The sequence below is a fragment of the Kribbella sp. CWNU-51 genome, from assembly GCF_054073265.1.
The window spans coordinates 17,660-36,957 of sequence record NZ_JBSXMZ010000006.1 but is presented as its reverse complement, the minus strand read 5'-3'; the positions used below and the strand labels follow the sequence as shown (position 1 = coordinate 36,957).

At 68.1% G+C, this 19,298-nt stretch carries 17 protein-coding genes; 8 read left to right on the top strand and 9 right to left on the bottom strand.

What is annotated here, in order from left to right; genetic code table 11:
* The first annotated feature begins 26 nt into the window (after positions 1-26).
* Genes ACXC9Q_RS08020 through ACXC9Q_RS07995 form a run of 6 tightly spaced genes read left to right on the top strand, consistent with a single transcriptional unit; the run spans position 27 to position 9,378 of the window.
* The gene (locus ACXC9Q_RS08020; protein WP_457055843.1) at positions 27-650 is read left to right on the top strand and encodes a YesL family protein; all 624 of its coding nucleotides are present in this window, start codon (positions 27-29) and stop codon (positions 648-650) included.
* Positions 647-2,197: an extracellular solute-binding protein gene (locus tag ACXC9Q_RS08015; RefSeq protein ID WP_457055842.1), complete on the top strand. Its 1,551-nt coding sequence runs from the start codon at positions 647-649 to the stop codon at positions 2,195-2,197. The genes ACXC9Q_RS08020 and ACXC9Q_RS08015 overlap by 4 nt, the downstream gene beginning before the upstream one ends.
* A gap of 3 nt (positions 2,198-2,200) precedes the next feature.
* Positions 2,201-3,199 carry an ABC transporter permease subunit gene (locus tag ACXC9Q_RS08010; protein ID WP_457055841.1) on the top strand — a complete coding sequence of 333 codons (999 nt, stop codon included), beginning with the start codon at positions 2,201-2,203 and terminating at the stop codon, positions 3,197-3,199.
* Positions 3,200-3,212: 13 nt separating this feature from the next.
* Positions 3,213-4,106 (top strand): carbohydrate ABC transporter permease, encoded by an 894-nt coding sequence (locus ACXC9Q_RS08005; protein WP_457055840.1) that lies wholly within the window; start codon positions 3,213-3,215, stop codon positions 4,104-4,106.
* Positions 4,103-6,661: an exo-rhamnogalacturonan lyase family protein gene (locus ACXC9Q_RS08000; RefSeq protein WP_457055839.1), complete on the top strand. Its 2,559-nt coding sequence runs from the start codon at positions 4,103-4,105 to the stop codon at positions 6,659-6,661. The genes ACXC9Q_RS08005 and ACXC9Q_RS08000 overlap by 4 nt, the downstream gene beginning before the upstream one ends.
* Positions 6,662-6,687: 26 nt before the next feature.
* A complete protein-coding gene (locus ACXC9Q_RS07995) occupies positions 6,688-9,378 on the top strand; it encodes an exo-rhamnogalacturonan lyase family protein (protein WP_457055838.1) in 2,691 nt (896 codons plus the stop codon).
* 1 nt (position 9,379) lies between these two features.
* Here the strand turns inward: ACXC9Q_RS07995 and ACXC9Q_RS07990 are convergent, their stop codons facing one another.
* The 5 genes from ACXC9Q_RS07990 to ACXC9Q_RS07970 form a co-directional block, all read right to left on the bottom strand.
* Entirely contained in the window at positions 9,380-10,141 is a 762-nt protein-coding gene (locus ACXC9Q_RS07990) for a YebC/PmpR family DNA-binding transcriptional regulator (protein ID WP_328519949.1), read from the bottom strand.
* 34 nt (positions 10,142-10,175) lie between these two features.
* Positions 10,176-10,781, bottom strand: a complete 606-nt coding sequence (pdxT, locus tag ACXC9Q_RS07985) for a pyridoxal 5'-phosphate synthase glutaminase subunit PdxT (protein WP_457055837.1) — start codon at positions 10,779-10,781, stop codon at positions 10,176-10,178.
* Positions 10,778-11,350 carry a DUF6891 domain-containing protein gene (locus ACXC9Q_RS07980; protein WP_457055836.1) on the bottom strand — a complete coding sequence of 191 codons (573 nt, stop codon included), beginning with the start codon at positions 11,348-11,350 and terminating at the stop codon, positions 10,778-10,780. The genes pdxT and ACXC9Q_RS07980 overlap by 4 nt, the downstream gene beginning before the upstream one ends.
* Positions 11,347-12,246, bottom strand: a complete 900-nt coding sequence (pdxS, locus tag ACXC9Q_RS07975; RefSeq protein ID WP_457055835.1) for a pyridoxal 5'-phosphate synthase lyase subunit PdxS — start codon at positions 12,244-12,246, stop codon at positions 11,347-11,349. The genes ACXC9Q_RS07980 and pdxS overlap by 4 nt, the downstream gene beginning before the upstream one ends.
* 74 nt (positions 12,247-12,320) lie before the next feature.
* Positions 12,321-13,676 carry an aminotransferase-like domain-containing protein gene (locus tag ACXC9Q_RS07970; protein WP_457055834.1) on the bottom strand — a complete coding sequence of 452 codons (1,356 nt, stop codon included), beginning with the start codon at positions 13,674-13,676 and terminating at the stop codon, positions 12,321-12,323.
* Positions 13,677-13,846: 170 nt separating this feature from the next.
* Between ACXC9Q_RS07970 and ACXC9Q_RS07965 the strand changes: the two genes are divergently transcribed.
* A complete protein-coding gene (locus ACXC9Q_RS07965; protein WP_457055833.1) occupies positions 13,847-15,502 on the top strand; it encodes a bifunctional 3'-5' exonuclease/DNA polymerase in 1,656 nt (551 codons plus the stop codon).
* Here the strand turns inward: ACXC9Q_RS07965 and ACXC9Q_RS07960 are convergent.
* Together ACXC9Q_RS07960 and ACXC9Q_RS07955 are read right to left on the bottom strand one after the other, a co-directional pair.
* Entirely contained in the window at positions 15,484-16,452 is a 969-nt protein-coding gene (locus tag ACXC9Q_RS07960; protein WP_457055832.1) for an RNA polymerase subunit sigma-70, read from the bottom strand. The two genes, ACXC9Q_RS07965 and ACXC9Q_RS07960, sit on opposite strands and share 19 nt — an antisense overlap.
* Positions 16,449-16,934 carry a hypothetical protein gene (locus ACXC9Q_RS07955; protein ID WP_457055831.1) on the bottom strand — a complete coding sequence of 162 codons (486 nt, stop codon included), beginning with the start codon at positions 16,932-16,934 and terminating at the stop codon, positions 16,449-16,451. The genes ACXC9Q_RS07960 and ACXC9Q_RS07955 overlap by 4 nt, the downstream gene beginning before the upstream one ends.
* An 86-nt stretch (positions 16,935-17,020) precedes the next feature.
* Between ACXC9Q_RS07955 and ACXC9Q_RS07950 the strand changes: the two genes are divergently transcribed.
* Positions 17,021-17,371 carry a hypothetical protein gene (locus ACXC9Q_RS07950; RefSeq protein ID WP_457055830.1) on the top strand — a complete coding sequence of 117 codons (351 nt, stop codon included), beginning with the start codon at positions 17,021-17,023 and terminating at the stop codon, positions 17,369-17,371.
* Here the strand turns inward: ACXC9Q_RS07950 and ACXC9Q_RS07945 are convergent.
* Positions 17,354-18,496 carry a sensor histidine kinase gene (locus ACXC9Q_RS07945; RefSeq protein WP_457055829.1) on the bottom strand — a complete coding sequence of 381 codons (1,143 nt, stop codon included), beginning with the start codon at positions 18,494-18,496 and terminating at the stop codon, positions 17,354-17,356. The two genes, ACXC9Q_RS07950 and ACXC9Q_RS07945, sit on opposite strands and share 18 nt — an antisense overlap.
* Entirely contained in the window at positions 18,493-19,191 is a 699-nt protein-coding gene (locus ACXC9Q_RS07940; protein WP_328519939.1) for a response regulator transcription factor, read from the bottom strand. The genes ACXC9Q_RS07945 and ACXC9Q_RS07940 overlap by 4 nt, the downstream gene beginning before the upstream one ends.
* Between the last annotated feature and the right edge of the window lie 107 nt (positions 19,192-19,298).

Below are 19,298 nucleotides of genomic sequence, written 5' to 3'. Positions count from 1 at the left end.
TCGCCCGAAAGACCTAGGCAGGCAGCATGAGTGGCTGGTCCATCAAGCTCTACAACGCAACAGATGAGGTCGTCTGGGCGATCAAGCTGAACGCGCTCTGGATCCTCTGCACCCTGCTCGGCGGTGTCGCGCTGGGTATCGGCCCGGCCACGCTCGCAGCGTATTCCCTGGCCAGACGCAGGTCCTCCGGTGAATCGTTTCATGCTCTGCCTGCCTTCCGCACCGCGGTCCGCCGGGAGTTCCGCCGCGGCTCGCTCGTGGTGCTGCCGCTCGTCGCGGCCGCCGTCCTCCTGATCGGCAACTACCTGTACTTCGCGTCGCTGGGCGCGAAGGCGTCACTCCCCCGGCTGATCAGCCTCGTCGCGCTGGTCGCCCTCGGGGTGATCGCCGCCTACCTGCTCCCGATGGCCGTGCACTACGACCTCCGGGTCCGCGAGTTGTTGCCCAAGGCATCGTTGGTCGCCCTCGCGCGGCCGGCGTCGTCGCTGGTCCTGCTCTTCGTCGCGGTGTCCATCGCCTACGTGTCAGCCAAGTTCCCGGTGCTCGGGATCGTGCTGGCCGGCGGCGGCTGGATCCAGCTCAACACCTGGCTCTGCCTGCGCTTCTTCGCCGAGAACGAGGCGCGCCTGCACCTGAAAGGGAACTCATGACCATCCTCTCCCGACGGCGCCTCGCCGTCACCGTCGCCCTGTCGACGGCACTGCTCGCCTCCGCCTGCTCCGGTGGCGGCGGCGACAGCAAAGAAGGCCAGGCGGCCAGTAGCGAGCTCACCGTGATGGCGCCGCTGTTCGGCACCGCGCCCGACCCGGGCGGCGAGCTGCAGCAGGCCGTCGAGAAGCTGATCGGCAAGAAGCTCAAGATCACCTGGGTGCCGAACGCCGAGTACGGCGACAAGTCGAACGTCACGCTCGCCTCGGACAAGATCCCGGACGTGATGGTCGCGAACGAGAAGAGCCCCTCGTTCGTCAAGGCCGCCGAGGCGGGCGCGTTCTGGGACCTGACCGGCAAGCTCGACAAGTACCCGAACCTCAAGCCGGCCAACGAGCAGACCGCGAAGAACTCGATGACCAACGGCAAGACCTACGGCATCTACCGGGTCCGCCCGCTGCTGCGGTCCGGCATCGTGATCCGCAAGGACTGGCTGGCCAAGCTCGGCCTGAAGGAACCGCAGACCGTCGACGACCTCTACACGATCGCCAAGGCGTTCACCGAGCAGGACCCGGACGGCAACGGCAAGAAGGACACCTACGGCCTGATCATCCCGAAGTGGCCCGGCAACTACGCCAGCGCCAGCCCGTACGACGTCATCGAGACCTGGTTCGGCGCTCCGAACGGGTGGGGTGAGCGCGACGGCAAACTGGTGCCGGGCTTCGACACCCCCGAGTTCCTGACTGCCAACGAGTGGCTGCGCAAGTGGGTGCAGGAAGGCCTGGTCAACCCGGACTTCGCCACCCTGGACAGCGCGAACTGGAACGACCCGTTCGTGCAGGGCAAGGGCGGCATGATCATCGACGTGAACGTGCGGGCCACCCAGCTGCTCGACCTGTTCAAGGAGAAGAACCCGAAGGACTTCGACAAGGTCACCCTGGTCGGGAACCTGAAGCGCTCCGACGGGCAGAAGTTCTCCTACCCGTTCACCGGCTACAACATGGTGATGGCGATCTCCAAGCAGCACATCCGGACCGAGGAGCAGCTCGACCAGGTGCTGCAGACGCTCGACAAGCTCGAGTCCAAGGAGGGCTCGATCCTGCTCACCAACGGGATCGAGGGCCGCAACTTCAAGGCCGACGGTCAGTACGCCGTGCCGATCAACGCCGACGACCCGAAGGTCAAGGCGATCCAGAACGACGTGGACAAGGCCTTCATCCAGCTCGGCACCCGGGCCTCGGTCGGGCTCGGTGCGTACGCGCCGCGGCCGAACGACGCGGCCAGCCGGGCGATGCGGGAGAAGTTCGACGTGCTGATGAACGAGGACCTGAAGACCGCGGTCTTCAACCCGGCCCTCAGCGTGATCGCGCCGACCGCGGTGGCGAAGGGCCAGACCCTGGACACGATCATCCCGGACGCCCGGATCAAGTACCTGTCCGGTGCGATCACCGAGGACCAGCTGAAGGCGCAGATCAAGCGCTGGTACGACGGTGGCGGCACGCAGATCGTCCAGGAGGTCAACGACCTGGCAGCCAAGGCCGGCGGCTGATCCATGGCCACCGATCTGGTGCCGGAGGTGGTGCAGCCTGCCGCGAGTGCTCCGCGGCAGGCCTCCCCTCCGAAGCGCAAACGCCGTACGCGCGCGGTGCCGTTGTGGAGGGATCTGCTGCGGTACCGGTGGCTGTACCTGTTGCTGCTACCTGGTCTGGCGTACTTCGTCGTCTTCAAGTACCTGCCGATGTACGGCCTGACCATCGCGTTCAAGGACTACGTGCCGTTCCTGGGCTACTCAGGCAGTGAGTGGGTCGGGCTGAAGCACTTCCAGGAGCTGTTCACCGGGCCGGACTTCGGCCGGCTGATGTTCAACACCCTGCTGCTCGCGCTGCTCACGATCGTGTTCGTCTTCCCGGCGCCGATCGTCGTCGCGCTGATGCTGAACGAGCTGCGCGTCCGGGTGCTGAAACGGTCCGTGCAGTCACTGATCTACATCCCGCACTTCCTGTCGTGGACGATCGTCGCGTCGCTGACGTACCTGCTGTTCTCGGTCGACTTCGGCGTGATCGCGAACTGGATCCACAGCCTGATCGGCGGGCAGAAGACGGACTACGTCGCGCAGGCCGCGTGGTTCCGGCCGTTGATCGTGCTGCAGTTGCTGTGGAAGCAGACCGGCTGGGGCACGATCATCTACCTGGCCGCACTGGCCGGGGTGGACTCACAGCTGTACGAGGCGGCCCGGGTGGACGGCGCCGGCCGGTGGCGGCAGTTCTGGCACATCACGCTGCCGGCGATCCGGCCGACGATCGTGGTGATGGCGATCCTGACGTCCGGTCATCTGATGGACTCCGGGTTCGAGCAGATCTGGCTGATGACCACTTCGCTCAACCGCGACGTCGCCGACGTGTTCGACACGTTCGTCTACTACGTCGGCATCACGCAGGGTTCGTTCAGCTACGCGACCGCGGTCGGCCTGTTCAAGGGCTTCGTCGGTGTCGTGCTGATCTTCGGCTCCAACTTCCTGGCCAAGCGTCTGGGCCAGCGAGGCCTGTTCTGAAGGGGCTGTGACCATGGCAACCAACCACTCCGTCCGGTACTACGACTCCCGCGGCAGCCGCGCGTTCGACGTACTGAATGCCGTCGTGCTGACCGCTCTGTCGCTGGTCACGGTCCTGCCGCTGCTGTATGTCCTGGCCGGGTCGTTCGCGACCGAGTCCGAGATCAGCTCGCGGCCGTTCTTCCTGTGGCCGCACAAGTTCGTCACGGACACCTACCACTACATCTTCTCCACCGACACGTTCGTGCGGGCGTTGCTGACCACGATCGGCGTGACCGCGGTCGGCACGGTCGTCCAGTTGGTGCTCACGCTGACCATGGCCTACCCGTTGGCGAAGCGGTTCCTGCCGGGTCGGGCGCTCATACTGAATCTGGTCATCTTCACGCTGGTGTTCAGCGGCGGCATGATCCCGACGTACCTGGTGGTGCGGAATCTGGGTCTGCTGGACAGCTACTGGGCGCTGATCCTGCCGCTGGCGATCAACCCGTTCTACCTGATCGTGGTGAAGAGCTTCTTCCAGGAGTTGCCCGAGGCGCTCGAGGAGGCGGCCCGGATCGACGGCTGCAACGAGCTGAACGTGTTCCTGCGGATCGTGCTGCCGTTGTCGAAGCCGATCATCGCGACGTTCTCGCTGTTCTACGCGGTCGGGATCTGGAACGACTACATGTCGCCCTTGCTCTACATCGACGACAGCCACAAGTGGACGCTGCAGATGATCGTCCGCCAGCTCACGGCGGCGAACGCCGACTCGGCGAACGTGCTGCAGCAACTGGAGACCGTCACGTTCCCGGAGCAGGGCCTGAAGTTCGCGGTCGTGGTGGTGGCGACACTGCCGATCCTGCTCTTCTACCCGTTCCTGCAGAAGCACTTCGCCAAAGGCGTCCTGATCGGATCGGTGAAAGAATGACAACCCTGCAATGGCTGGAAACTCCTTGCCGGCAAGGCGTTTCCTGGGGCGTCCCGTGGCCGCGCGGCACGGTTGCCGAGGGCACCCGGTTCGCGATCGCCGACGGTACGCCGGTGCAGAGCTGGACGACCGCGACCTGGCCGGACGGCTCGATCAAGTGGTCCGCCCACGCGATCGGCCCGTCCGAGCACCCGGAGTCGTCGTACGAGCTCGTCACCGGCGCGCCGACGGCGCCGATCCGGCCGGTCCAAGTGACGCGGGCGGGTGCTGAAGTCCGGGTGACGACCGGCGAGGTCACATGGACGCTGCGCAAGCCGTCGCTGATCGCGTCGATCGCTTACGGCGACCAGGAGGTCGTGAGCGAGGTCCGTCTGGTCAGCGTGCGACAAGACGCGCCGGACGAGGATCTGGGTCGTCACCGGCAACAGACCACGGCGACTGTCGACAATCTCATTGTCGAGCAGGACGGACCGGTCCGCGCGGTGGTCAGGCTGGAAGGCAAACACGGTGACTGGCTGCCGTTCTCCGTCCGGCTCTACTTCTACGCCGGTGCGACCGACGTACGCGTCGTGCACAGCTTCATCTGGGACGGCGATCCCGACCGGGACTTCCTGGCCGGGCTGGGACTCAGCGCTGACGTGGTCATGCGCGACGAACCCCACAACCGCCACATCCGCCTGGCCGGCCCGTCCGGCTTCCTCACCGAGGCAGTCCGCGGTCTGACCGGTCTGCGCCGCGATCCAGGTGAAGACGTACGACGTGAGCAGGTGGCCGGCCATGCGGTCGAGGAGATCCCCAACCCCGAGGTGTCGGACCGCCTGCACCTCATCCCGCAGTGGACCGACTACACGCTCGACCAGAGCAGCGCCGACGGCTTCACGCTGCGCAAGCGCACCGGCGCGGACCACGCGTGGGTGACGATCCCGGCCGGGACCAGATCGCCTGGCTATGGGTACGTCGGTGGTGTCAGCGGCGGACTGGGCTTCGGACTCCGCGACTTCTGGAAGCTCCACCCGACCCGCCTGGACATCCGCAACGCGGCCACCGACCTCGCCACCGCGACGGTCTGGATGTGGTCGCCCAGTGCACCGGCCATGGACGTGCGTTACTGGCACGACGGCATGGACCAGGACACGCACGCCGAGCAGCTCGAAGGACTCGAGATCACCTACGAGGACTACGAACCGGGCTTCGGCAACGCTCACGGCATCGCGCGTACCCATGAGCTGACACTGCGAGTACACGACACCACTCCGGCCGCTGACGACCTGGCCGAGCACGCAGCGCTGCTGAACTCCCCCGGTCTACTCGCCGTCGCTCCAGCACGGCTGTTGGAGACAGGTGTCTTCGGCAGCTGGAGTCTGCCCACCGCCGACCACCAGGACATCGAGGCGCGGCTGAACTTCCTCTTCCAGTACTACGTCGGACAGCGAGAGCAACGGCGCTGGTACGGGTTCTGGGACTACGGCGACGTCATGCACACCTACGACCGGGACCGGCACACGTGGCGGTACGACGTCGGTGGCTATGCGTGGGACAACTCGGAGCTCTCGCCGGATCTATGGCTCTGGTACCAGTACCTGCGGACCGGTCGGGCGGACGTGTTCCGATTCGCCGAGGCGATGACCCGGCACACCAGCGAGGTCGACGTACATCACTTGGGCCGGTGGAAGGGTCTGGGCTCGCGGCACAACGTGCAGCACTGGGGGTGCAGCTGCAAGCAGGTGCGCATCTCCAACGCGATCTATCGGCGCTTCTACTACTACCTCACCGCGGATGAGCGGACCGGCGACCTGATGGACGAGTTGGCGACCATCGAGGAGATGTTCCTGGTCGTCGATCCCCAGCGCAAGGTGCGACCTGACGTCTACTCCCCCGACCCGCATGCGCTGTCTGTCGAGCTGGGCGTCGACTGGGGCGCGCTCGCCGCGGCGTGGCTCACGCGGTGGGAGCGGCATGGGGACGAGCGAGCCCGAGCCCGGCTGGTCGGGACGATGGCCGACATCGCAGCACTCCACTACGGATTCCTCACCGGTAACGCGCGGCTGGACCTGTCCACAGGGCGGTTCGACACGAGCCGACGCTCCATCGCGGTATCACACCTGTCGTCGCTCTTCGGGCTGCCCGAGATCTGTTCGGAGCTCATCGACCTGGACCTCGACGTACCCGGGTTCGAGAAGGCGTGGCTGGACTACTGCCGGCTCTACCTGCTGCCGCCCGAGCAGCAGGCCGCCGAGGTCGGTCAACCGCTCCAAGGCATCTCACTCGTCCAGGCCCACAGCCGGCTCGCCGCGTACGCCGCCAGCCGCAGCGGGGACGCGGAGCTGGCCCGACTGGCCTGGCACAAGTTCTTCGTCGACGAAGGCGACCAGCGCAACCGCAACGCCCTGCAACGCCAAACGGAGTGGCGGACCACCGCGATCGACGGCGCACTGATGCCGGTCGACGAGGCCGCGTTCGTCAGCACCAACAGCGCGTCGCAGTACGCGCTGGCAGCGATCCAGAACTTGTCCCTGATCCCCGAACACCGACCTGACAGAGCCCGGACGCGATGAGCTGTCCCAGAAAGGAATGGAAAGGCATGGAGGTCTCCCGACGCACCGTCCTAGCAGGTATGGCCGCCGTACCTGCAGCGTCCCTGCTCGACACCGGCACCAAAGCAGTGGCCGACGTACCGGAGGTGAAGCTCAGCTGGCTGGAAGGCAAGCCGAGCACAGCAGCCGTGACGACCTGGGGTACGCCGTGGCCGAAAGGCACCGTACCCGCGAACCAGTCGTTCGCACTCACAGCCGCCGACGGCAGCGCCGTACCTGTGCAGAGCTGGCCGACCGCGTGCTGGCCGGACGGCTCCCTCAAGTGGAGTGCGCATGCGATCGCGGTCGACGCACCGGCCGAGTCGTACACACTCGGCCCGGGTACGGCGGCCGCGCCCGCGCAACCGGTCACCGTCAAGAGCGAGAAGACGTACGTCGACGTCGACACCGGCGTGATCAAGACCCGGATCCGCAAGAGCGGCTCGGAGCTGGTCAGCCAGATCTGGCGTGGTGACGTGCTGATCGCCCGGAAGGGCGAGCTCGTCAACCTGAAGCAGGACAAGATCGCCGAGGACGAGGAAGGCGGCAGCGTCCGGGAACGCTACGAGAGCGACATCACGCGCGTCACCGTGGAGCAGGCGGGACCGGTCCGCGCGGTGGTGCGGATCGAGGGCCGGCACAAGTCGCGGAAGGGCAAGACCTGGTTGCCGTTCTCGGTGCGGCTGTACTTCGTGGCCGGGGCGGAGAACGTGCGGATGGTGCACACGTTCGTCTACGACCGCGATGGGCAGAAGGACTACATCGCCGGGCTCGGTGTGCGCTTCCGGGTGCCGTTGCGGGATGCGGCGTACGACCGTCACGTGCGGTTCGTCGGCGAGGGTCATGGCATGGTGTCCGAGGCGGTGAAGGGGATCACCGGGTTGCGGCGCGACCCCGGTGCCGCCGTACGTGCAGCGCAGATCGCTGGGACGAAGCTGCCTGATCCGGCCACGTGGGACCAGCGGGTGACGACGCGGCTGCAATGGATCCCCGAGTGGGGTGACTATTCGCTGAGTCAGCTGAACGCCGACGGCTTCACGGTGAAGAAGCGGACCAAGAAGGGGTTCGGCTGGGTCTCGGTCGATCAGGGCGGGCGCGCATCCGGGCTCGGGTACGTCGGTGGCGTGAGTGGCGGGTTCGCCTTTGGTTTAAGGGACTTCTGGCAGCGCCACCCCACCCAGCTGGACATCCGTGGAGCCGCGACCGAGGAGGCCGAGGTCACCGTGTGGCTGTGGTCGCCGGAGGCCGGTGCCATGGACACGCGGTTCTACCACGACGGGATGGGCGAGGACACCTACCCGAAGCAGTTGGACGCGCTCGAGATCACTTATGAGGACTACGAGCCCGCCTTCGGCACGCCGTACCGGATCGCTCGGACGTCCGAGCTGACGTTCTGGGCGCTGGCGGCGACTCCGACGGCTGCTCGACTGGGTGACATGGCTGACCAGGTGCGGACACCACCGCAGTTGATCAACCCGGTGGGCCAGATCGTCAACACGCGGGTCTTTGGTGGGCTGGTCACGCCGGTGGATCGGTCTGTGCCGGCGAAGAAGTCGATCGAGGATCATCTGGACTTCCTGTTCGACTTCTACCGGGGTCAGGTCGAGTCGCGGCACTGGTACGGGTTCTGGGACTACGGCGACATTATGCACACGTTCGACGAGGACCGGCTGGTATGGCGGTACGACGTGGGTGGGTACGCGTGGGACAACTCGGAGCTGTCGCCGGATCTCTGGCTCTGGTACTCGTTCCTGCGGACCGGCCGGGCCGACATCTTCCGGTTCGCCGAGGCCATGACGCGACACACTGGTGAGGTCGACGTCTATCACCTCGGGCAGTGGGCCGGGCTGGGGACGCGACACGGCGTACAGCACTGGGCGGACAGTGCGAAGCAGCAGCGGATCAGTACGGCGATCTACCGGCGGTTCTACTACTACCTGACGGCCGACGAGCGTACTGGCGACCTGCTGTCGGAGCTGGTCGACTCCGACCGGACGTTCCTGGTGCTGGATCCGCTACGGAAGATCAGGACCGAGCCGTACGAGCCGGACCCGCATGCGCTGTCCATCGGCCTCGGTACCGACTGGAGTGGTCTGGCGGCCGCATGGCTGACCGAGTGGGAGCGGCAGGGCCCGAAGGCCGACGTTGCCCACAGCAAGCTTCTCGGCACGATGGAGACGATCGGCGCGATGCCGAACGGCTTCGTCACCGGTAGCGGTCTGTACGACCTGGACACCGGACGGTTCGCACCGGTGACGGAGAAGACGGTCAGCGTGTCGCACCTCAGCGCGATGTTCGGGCAGGTGGAGATCTGCGCCGAACTGATCGACCTGGTGGACCTACCGGCGTTCGAGGCGGCGTGGTTGCAGTACTGCCGCCTCTTCAACGCCACCCGCGCCGAGCAGACCGAGGAGTGCGGTGCGTACTTCGGCAACCTCATCCTCCGCCAGGGCCACTCGCGACTCACCGCGTACGCCGCCGTACGCCTGAACCGGGACGACCTGGCCGCGCGGGCCTGGAAGGAGTTCTACACCGGCGACGGCTACGGCCCGAACCTCCCCTGGTCGTCCGAGCAGGTGACCTCGACCCTCAACCCGACCCAGGCCGCCAAGTGGGTCTCCACCAACACCACAGCCCTCTACGGCCTGGCCGCCATCCAAACCCTCGCCCTGGCAGGCAACCAGATCGTCAATCCGTGACTCAGCCGACCTCGGCCATGATTTCGTCGGAGACGTCGAAGTTCGCGTAGACGTTCTGGACGTCGTCGCTGTCTTCGAGGGCGTCGATCAGGCGGAAGATCTTGGCGGCGCCGTCGGCGTCCAGCTCGACCGTCATGGACGGGACGAACTGGACGTCGGCGGAGTCGTAGTCGATGCCCGCGTCCTGCAGCGCCGTCCGGGCCGCGACCATGTCGGTGGCCTCGGTGACGACCTCCCAGGACTCGCCGAGGTCGTTCACCTCGTCGGCACCGGCCTCGAGCACGGCCTCCATCACGTCGTCCTCGGACAGCGACTTCCCGTCCTGGTCCTTGGCGACGACGATGACGCCCTTGCGGTTGAACAGGTACGCGACCGAGTTCGGGTCGGCCAGCGAGCCGCCGTTGCGGGTCATCGCCGTACGGACGTCGGCAGCGGCCCGGTTGCGGTTGTCGGTCAGGCACTCGACCAGCATCGCGACGCCGTTCGGGCCGTAGCCCTCGTACATGATCGTCTGGTACTCCGCGCCACCGGCCTCGGCGCCGGAACCACGCTTGATCGCGCGGTCGATGTTGTCGTTCGGGACCGAGGTCTTCTTCGCCTTCTGGATGGCGTCGTACAGGGTCGGGTTCCCGCCAGGGTCGCCACCGCCCATCCGGGCGGCCACCTCGATGTTCTTGATCAGCTTCGCGAAGAGCTTGCCGCGCCTCGCGTCGATGACGGCCTTCTTGTGCTTCGTGGTGGCCCACTTGGAGTGGCCTGACATGGCGAACCCAACCCTTCTTACCGCTGCAACTGACTCAGAGGCTGCGGACCAGCTCGGCGAAGTAGCCGTGCAGCCTGGCGTCCCCGGTCATCTCCGGATGGAACGACGTGGCCAGCAGCCGATCGTGGCGAACCGCGACGATCCTACCCGCGGCGGGGCCCGACCTCACCGTCGAGAGTACCTCCACGTCCCGACCGACCCGCTCCACCCACGGTGCCCGGATGAACACCGCGTGGTACGGCGTGTCGAACCCTGCTCCCAGATCCGGGAAGTCCAGGTCCGCCTCGAACGAGTCCACCTGCCGCCCGAACGCGTTCCGGCGGACCGTCACGTCGAGTCCGCCGAGCGTCTCCTGGCCCTCGATCCCGCCGGTGATGTCGTTCGCGAGCATGATCATCCCGGCGCAGGTGCCGAACACCGGCATCCCGTCCGCGATCCGCTTCTGCAGCGGCTCGAACAGCTCGAACGCCCGGGCCAGCTTGTCCATCGTGGTCGACTCGCCACCCGGGAGCACCAGCGCGTCCACCTGCTCCAGCTCGGACGGACGCCGTACCGGCCGGGCCTCGACGCCGACCTCGGTCAGCATCGCCACGTGCTCACGCACGTTCCCCTGCAACGCAAACACACCGATCACGGTCATAGCGTCACCCTTCGTTGCCAGGTGAGGGTCACCTCGATGCGGCCCTCGTCGAAGACCGCGGGCAGGTCGTATTGGTGCAGCAGCGCCAGCACGTCGTCCAGGAGCGGCTCACCGGGCGCAACGTTGGCGGTGTCGGGGTGCCAGAGCTTGAGCTCGAGCATGCCGAAGTCGACCGCGTGCCAGACGTCGGTGTCGGTGAAGAACACCAGGCCCTTCGGATCCGCGGCCGCCTCGAGCACCCGCCTGGCAGCGTGGTGGTCAGCCGTGTAGCGGACCACCACGAGGCCGCGGGACTCCAGCTCGGCCAGTACGGCGTCGAGCCGGTCAGGATCCGTGGTCGCCGGCCACTCGGCGGCCTCGGCCTGGAGATCCATGAAGGCCTCGCCGATCAGCAGCGGCACCAGGGCGGCCGCATCCATCGACGGCGCGTCCTCCTGGACGGCCTCCGTCAACGCGGCCGTGACGGCGGCGTGGTCGGCGTACCCGGACCGCACCAGGACGCGGGCCAGTCCCCGCAGCTCCCGGGCGGTCCGTTCGTCCACCGCCAGCAGACCTTCCGGTGTCGTCACCAGCCGCGCTCGGCGAGCCGGTGCGGCTGCGGGATCTCGTCGACGTTGATACCGACCATGGCCTCGCCCAGACCGCGGGAGACCTTGGCGAGTACGTCGGGGTCGTCGTAGAAGGTGGTGGCCTTGACGATCGCCTCGGCGCGCTGGGCCGGGTTGCCGGACTTGAAGATGCCGGAGCCGACGAACACGCCCTCGGCGCCGAGCTGCATCATCATCGCGGCGTCGGCCGGGGTGGCGATCCCGCCGGCGGTGAACAGCACCACCGGGAGCTTGCCGGCCTGCGCGACCTCCTTGACCAGCTCGTACGGCGCCTGCAGCTCCTTGGCGGCGACGTACAGCTCGTCCTCGGGGAGGTTCTGCAGCTTGCGGATCTCCTGGCGGATCTGGCGCATGTGGGTGGTCGCGTTGGACACGTCACCGGTGCCGGCCTCGCCCTTGGAGCGGATCATCGCCGCGCCCTCGGTGATCCGGCGCAGCGCCTCGCCCAGGTTGGTCGTGCCACAGACGAAGGGAACGGTGAAGTTCCACTTGTCGATGTGGTTCGCGTAGTCGGCCGGGGTCAGGACCTCGGACTCGTCGATGTAGTCCACACCGAGGCTCTGCAGCACCTGCGCCTCGACGAAGTGACCGATCCGGGCCTTGGCCATCACCGGGATCGAGACGGCGCCGATGATCGAGTCGATCATGTCCGGGTCGCTCATCCGGGAGACGCCGCCCTGCGCGCGGATGTCGGCCGGAACCCGCTCCAGCGCCATCACGGCGACCGCACCGGCGTCTTCGGCGATCTTGGCCTGCTCCGCGGTGACGACGTCCATGATCACGCCGCCCTTGAGCATCTCCGCCATGCCGCGCTTGACCTTCGCGGTACCGGTCTGAGGGGTCTGGTTCTCCGTCACTGCATTCCTCCTGGTCGTGGGGCTCACTGTCCAGATTAGGTCGACGACGGCACCGATCCTCAGTCCACCTCGGATCAAGTGGACTGAGCCAGTGCTTCCCCCAGCCGGGCGACCACCAGCCGCAGCGTCGCGGGCGGTGCGGTGAACGGGATCCGGATGTGTCTTCGGTCGGTGCCCTCGGGTGTGAACAGGTCGCCGGCGCCCAGCAGCAGGCCGTGTCCACGGGCTGCCTCCAGCACTCGGCGCGCTCTGGTTTCGGTCAGCTCGAGCCACAGCGTCATCCCGCCGGTGGGCGTCGGCCACGCCACACCGTCGAGCGTCCTGAGGCCCGTCTCCAGCGCCGCGAGGTTAGCGCGCAGCCGGGTCCGGCGCCGGCTGATCACCTTGTCGAGCCGATGGACGATCGCTTGGGCCAAGAGGTCGTCCAGTGCACTGGGTGACGCCACGCTGAGCTGTGCGGCGGTGTTGATGCGTCGTCTGAGCTGCTTGCCAGTGCGGACCCAGCCGACGCGCAGTCCGCCCCACACCGTCTTCGAGAGCGATCCAACACTCACAGTGCGCGGGTAGCGACTCAGCGGTTCGGCTTGCTCCCCGCTGGCCAGCCAGAGCGGTCGCATGGTCTCGTCACTGATCAGGGCAGCGCCGTACCGCCTGGCGATCTCGACTACCGCCGTACGACGGTCCGCCGGGAGGCTGAGCCCGGTCGGGTTGTGGTTGTCCGCCTGCAGGTAGATGACCTTGGGCCGGTGCCGTCGGCAGAGGTGAGTGAGCTGATCCGTGTCCCAGACGCCGGCGGGCCAGCCGGCGACGTCCAGGCGGTGTTTGCGGAGCAGGTCGAAGGCAGCCGGGTACGTCGGTGTCTCGGTGATCGCGACACCCGGTCCGAGGTCCAGTCCGGCCAGTGCGGCGTTCAGGCCGGCTGCTGCGCCTACGGTCAGCGTCAACTGGTCCGGCTCGGTCGGTACGCCCTCCATGGTCAGTCGCTCGGCGAGCGCCGTACGCAGCTCGATCGACCCACCCGGCGGCGGGCCGTCGCCACCCATGGCCTGCGGCAGGCCGTCCTCGACGATCTGCGCAGCCACCTCGGCGACGTCGTGCGGTGCCGCGGTCGTCGCGAAGCGCAGGTCGAGCACCGGCTGGTCCCCCGCGGTGACGGTCGACGCGGGCGCGATCGGGTCCAGGAGGCGGTCGATCGGCCGGACGACCGTGCCGGAGCCGCGCTTCGTCTCCAGTACGCCGTCCGCCCGCAGGTGGTCCAGCGCCCGTACGACGGTCACGCGGCTCAACCCGAGTCGCTCGGCCAGCACCCGCTCCGAGGGGAGCCGCGAACCGATCGACAGGTCACCCCGCTCGATCCGGCGCAGTACGAGAGCCTCGACCTGCTCGGTCTTCGTCCCGTCCGCCCCGTCCAGGTCACTCTCCCGCCACATAAGTCCAGTCTCCCACCACTGGCCTGATCCCCACAGCCACCCACGCCCGGCACTCCGTCTCCGGCCGACTCTGTGCACCAGATCCGCACCGGCGGGCGATGAAAATGCGGATCCGGTGCACAAAGTGGGGGCTGGGGGAAATGTCGGCGGGGAGTGTGAGGATTCGGGGTATGGACGAGCGGTGGGCGATCGCGCCGGAGGAGGGTGGCGGGGCGGTGCTCGTCGCGCTGCATCCGGACGGGCAACCTGCCGGTGAGGTGGTGCACGAGCCGGACCTGGCGGCCGCGGTGGCTTCGCGTCCGCAGGTGACGCGGTGGGTGTGGCGGTCGTCGGCGGAGATCTATCCGCGGTTGCTGGCGAGCGGCGTCCGGGTGGAACGCTGCTACGACATCGAGAACAGCGAAGGTCTGTTGCTCGGGCACGAGGGCCGGCTGGGTGAGCCACGATCGGTGGCGGCCGCCTGGGCACGGTTGAGTGGTCAGCCTGCGCCGCCGGATCCGCCACTGCGGGGCGTCGTACCGGGTGAGCAGTCGTCGTTGTTCGAGATCGCTGCCGAGTCCGTCGCCTTCGACGCTCTCCTGAGGGTGTACGCCGACCAGCTCAGGCGGCACGGTCTCACGGAGCATCCGGACCGGATGCGGTTGCTCACGGCCTCGGAGTCGTCGGGGATGCTGATCGCGGCCGAGATGGATCGCGCCGGCCTGCCGTGGAGCGAGTCGGCGCATCGCGCCGTACTGACGGAGCTGCTCGGCGATCGGTTCGGCGGGACCGGGGAGCCGCGGCGGCTGACCGAGCTCGCCGACGAGGTGTCGGCGGCGTTCGGGCGGCGGGTGCGACCGGATCTGCCGGCCGACGTACTGAAGGCGTTCAAACAGGCTGGGCATCAGCTGAAGTCGACCCGCCGCTGGGAGCTCGAGACGATCGACCATCCGGCGGTCGCGCCACTGGTCGAGTACAAGAAGCTCTATCGCATCTACACCGCGAACGGCTGGTCCTGGCTGCACGACTGGGTCCATGACGGCCGGTTCCGGCCTGGCTTCGTTCCGGGCGGCACGGTCTCCGGTCGCTGGATCACCAACGGCGGTGGCGGTCTGCAGATCCCGAAGGTCATTCGCCGTGCCGTCGTCGCCGATCCTGGTTGGCGTCTGGTGGTCGCCGACGCGTCCCAACTGGAGCCCCGGATTCTCGCCGCCATCTCGCGCGACCCCGCTCTGATGGAGGTGGCGAGCGATCCCGGCGACCTTTACAAGGCTGTCTCGGACAAGGCGTTCTCGGGTGACCGCGCCACCGCCAAGGTCGCCGTACTGGGCGCCATCTACGGCCAGACCTCCGGCGACGGCCTCAAGAACCTCGCCATGCTGCGGAAGCGATTCCCGTTGGCGGTTGCGTATGTCGACGACGCCGCGCGCGCCGGTGAGGAAGGACGGCTCGTCCGCACCTATCTGGGCCGGACCTGCCCACCGTCCGGCACTCCCCTGGACGCCGCGATGCTGGAAGGACCACCAGCAGACGAGCCCCAGACCGACGCTCGCCACGCCCGCGCCCGAGGCCGCTTCACGCGCAACTTCGTGGTCCAGGGCAGCGCCGCCGACTGGGCCTTGCTGATGCTCGCCGCCCTGCGCCAGTCACTGGCCGATCTCAAGGCCGAGCTCGTCTTCTTCCAGCACGACGAAGTCATCGTCCACTGTCCGGCCGACGAAGCCGCGGTGGTCACCGAAGCGATCCAGTCCGCCAGCACCCTGGCCGGCACCCTCACCTTCGGTCCGACCCCCACGAACTTCGCTTTCACCACCGCCACCGTCGAGACCTACGCCGACGCCAAGTAGTGCCCGGGCAGGCCGAGCCGGGAGAACTCGGTGATCTCGAAGGCGGTCATTTCGGCGATCAGGTTCGTTTCGACGCGGAAGACGTCGACGGAGAACGGGCTGTAAACGGTCTCGCCCGGGCCGCGCAGATAGGCGGCGAGCGCGGGCTGGCGATTGATCGCGGTCGGCAGGAAACGCCAGGTGCCACGGTAGGCGTTCCCGGCCGGGTCGAGGTTGGCGGCGAGCACGCGTTCGGCCGCGGCCCGGCCCTCGAACCAGAACGGGTACGGCGGCATCGTGATGCGGACGTCCTCGTGCATGAGGGCTGCGAGCGCCGCGGGATCACCCGCGTCCCAGGCGGCTATGTACTTCTGCAGCAGGTCGTGCTCATCAGCAGACGGAGTCGCCGACCACTCCGACCGGTGCGACGGAAGGTGTTCGCCGAGCACGGGCCGGGCTCGCTGGAGGGCGGAGTTGACGGCGGCAACGGTCAGCTCCATGACCGACGCGGTGTCACTGGCGGGCCAGCCGAGGACATCGCGGAAGATCAGGACGGCGCGCTGCCGGGGTGGAAGGTGCTGGATCGCGATCAGGAACGCGAGCTCGATCGTCTCGCGGCGGATCACAACGGCATCCGGCTCCTCCGCGCGGTCCAGCAGTACGTCGGGGAACGGCTGGAGCCAGGGCACGTCGTCGCGCGGTGGGAGGGCGGTGGCGGGGAAGGACGCCGGTTCGAGTTGGTGCGGGAGGACTCGCTGCGGGCGGCGTACGTCGTCGATGCAGGCGTTGGTGGCGATGCGGTAGAGCCACGCCCGCAACGACGATCGGCCCTCGAAGTCGTCGCGCCGGCGCCACGCCCGCAGGAACGTCTCCTGGACCATGTCCTCGGCGTCGTCGTACGAGCCGAGCATCCGGTAGCAGTGCACCCGCAGCTCGTGGCGGTACCGCTCGGCCTCCTCCGCGAAGGTCAACTGCCGTCCTCCAGTTCGATCGTGCCCGGCATCGGCGCGTGGCCGGCCAGCCGGAACCAGCTCACCAGCCGGCGCTGCCGCAGGTCCCGCGTCGACACCAGGATGTCGTTGTGGAAACGCCGAGCCAACTGGACCCGCCGCATCGCCAGGCTCAGTTCGCCGGCCCACGGTTCCTTGTCGGTGCCGGTGGCATGGATCGCACGGGTCAACGCCGACTCGGCCTGCTCACGCGTCTCCAGCGACGCGGTCCGGGCCCGATGAGCCGCGTCGAGCAGGAGCAGGGACGACGCCGCGTCGAGGATGCCGGTGCCGGCCAGCTCGGCGACCAGGGCGGAGCGTCGGGCGAGCTCGGTCTCCAGGGAAGCCCGGGCGATCTCGACCCGGTGGTGCAGGCGGTCCAGGCGGCCGGCGGTCCAGCTCGCGTACGCGCCGAACAACAGGAATACCACGCCGATCGCGAGCAGCGCCCAAGACACCTTCACGGCACCATTCGATCATCGATTACGGAGCGCTGACGGTCCGGGCGAATCCGGTAGTCGCCGCGCCCGGCGACACTAGCGTTGGGATCATGGCTGACATCGGCGTGATCGGCGGTTCCGGTCTCTACACGTTCCTGTCCGACGCACAGACCGTCGAGATCGACACCCCGTTCGGCCCGCCCAGCGAGGCGCTCCCCCACCAGCCCTCGTTCGCGGCGTACAACGTCGGCGGCGGCACCATCCACACCATCGGCGACGTCGCCGCCGAACTCTCGCGCGCGTACGACGGCCCGGCGCCGGTCGTCACCGGCCAGTACCGTCTGGGCGACGTCCGCCACATCACGGCGTCCTCGGACCGCCTCCACAACGAACTGGGCTGGAAGCCGGCCTGCGACCTCACCACCGACCTCGCGGACCTGCTCTCAAACGCTCGCGGGTAGGTCGATCTGGAAGGCGCAGCCGCCGTCGATGTTGCTGACGGCGATCTTGCCGTCGTGCGATTCGACGACGCCGCGAGCGATCGCGAGCCCCAGCCCGCCGCCGCTCGAACCCACCGCGTCGGCCGGCGTCCGCTGTTCGTCGCCGCGCCAGCCGATGTCGAAGACCCGGTCGAGATCGTCGGTGGGGATCCCGCCGCAGCCGTCCGTGACCGCGAGGCGGACGCGGCCATCGGGCTCGCGGTCGACGGCCAGGGTGACGGTTCCACCGGGTGCGGTGTGGCGGATCGCGTTGCCGACCAGGTTGGTGACCGCGCGGGTCAGCTCGTCCGGATCGCCCTGGACGGCGAGCCGATCGTCGTCTGTCGGCGTCGACACGGCCAGCCGAACCCCGGACGAACGGGCATGCTCACTGTTCTCCCCCGCCACGTCCTCCGCCAGCTCGCGCAGACTAACCGCGGACCGGTGCCGCGGCGGAGGCGCCGCCGACAACCGGGACAGCTCGAACAAGTCATCGACCAAACCGGTCATCCGGTCGACCGTCGCCCGCATCTGCCGCAGAGCACCGGGTACGTCGTCGATCACGCCGTCCTCGAGTCCCTCGGACACGGCCCGCAATCCGGCCAGCGGCGTCCGCAGGTCGTGCGACATGAACGCGACCAGCTCCCGCCGGCTGGCCTCCAGCGCGCGCTCCCGTTCGTGCGACGCGGCGAGTTTGCGACGCGTCATCTCCAGCTCGTCCGTCAGCTCCGCGAGTTCGGCCGGTACGGCGCCAGTGAGCTCGGCCGTCGGCTCGTACGACGTACCCAGCTGACGCAACCGGCGGCCAACATCCCGCGAGCCCGTGCTGATCCAGTGCCCGAGCAGCACTGACATCCCCAGCCCGAGCAATGCCGCGAACGCCAGCGTCCACAGCACCACCCACGAGTCGTGCTCGGAGATGAACATCGCCCGCACGCTCTGCAGCACCGCGGCCAGCGCGGCCGCCATCGGAGCCAGCGCGGCGACGAGAATCGTGATCCGCAACGACCGGCGGCGGAACTGCCAGAGGATCGCCGCCCCGACGGCCGCGACGACCAGCGTCCACAGCGTGGTGAGCGCCAGGATCGTGACCATGTCCTTGCTCATTCGGCGTCCCCGACGAATCGGTAGCCCGTCCGCGGGACCGTGAGGACCAACCGGGGATCGGACGGATCGACCTCGATCTTCTCCCGCAGCCGGCGAACGTGCACGGTGACGGTCGACGAGTCGCCGAAGTCCCAGCCCCAGACGCGGCGGAGCAGTTCGGCCTTCGTGTACGCCTTGCCCGGATGCGACACCAGGAACGCCAGCAGATCGAACTCCCGATGCGTCAGCGCCAACTCGTCCCCGTTCAGGTACGCAAGCCGCGCCGCCGTGTCGATCATGATCGGCCCGGCGCTGATCTTGGTCGGTGTCAGGTCGAGGCCGGCCAGCCGCTCCTCGCGACGCAGCATCGCCTGCACCCGCAGCGTGAGCTCGCGCGGGCTGAACGGCTTGACCACATAATCGTCCGCGCCGACCTCCAGCCCGACCAGCCGGTCCTCCTCCTCGCCCCGCGCGGACAGCATGATCACCGCGGCGCCGTCGTCGGCCGCGCGCATCCGGCGCAGCACCTCGAGCCCGGACAGACCGGGCAACATCACGTCCAGTACGACGACCGACGGCTTCCACTGCTGCCAGACCTCGACCGCCGCGACCCCGTCCGCCACCACGCGGGCGTCGTAACCCGCCTTGGTCAGGTACGCCGAGACGACGTTGGACACGGTCGGGTCGTCGTCGACCACGAGTACACGAGTAGCCACGGTCAGAGCCTAGATCGTCCGGCCGCAGCCCATCCCGGTCCGGCCCGCGACGGCGAACGCCGTAAGAGAGCCGTAGCCACGTTCGGCCTCCGGCGCCACCCGATCGT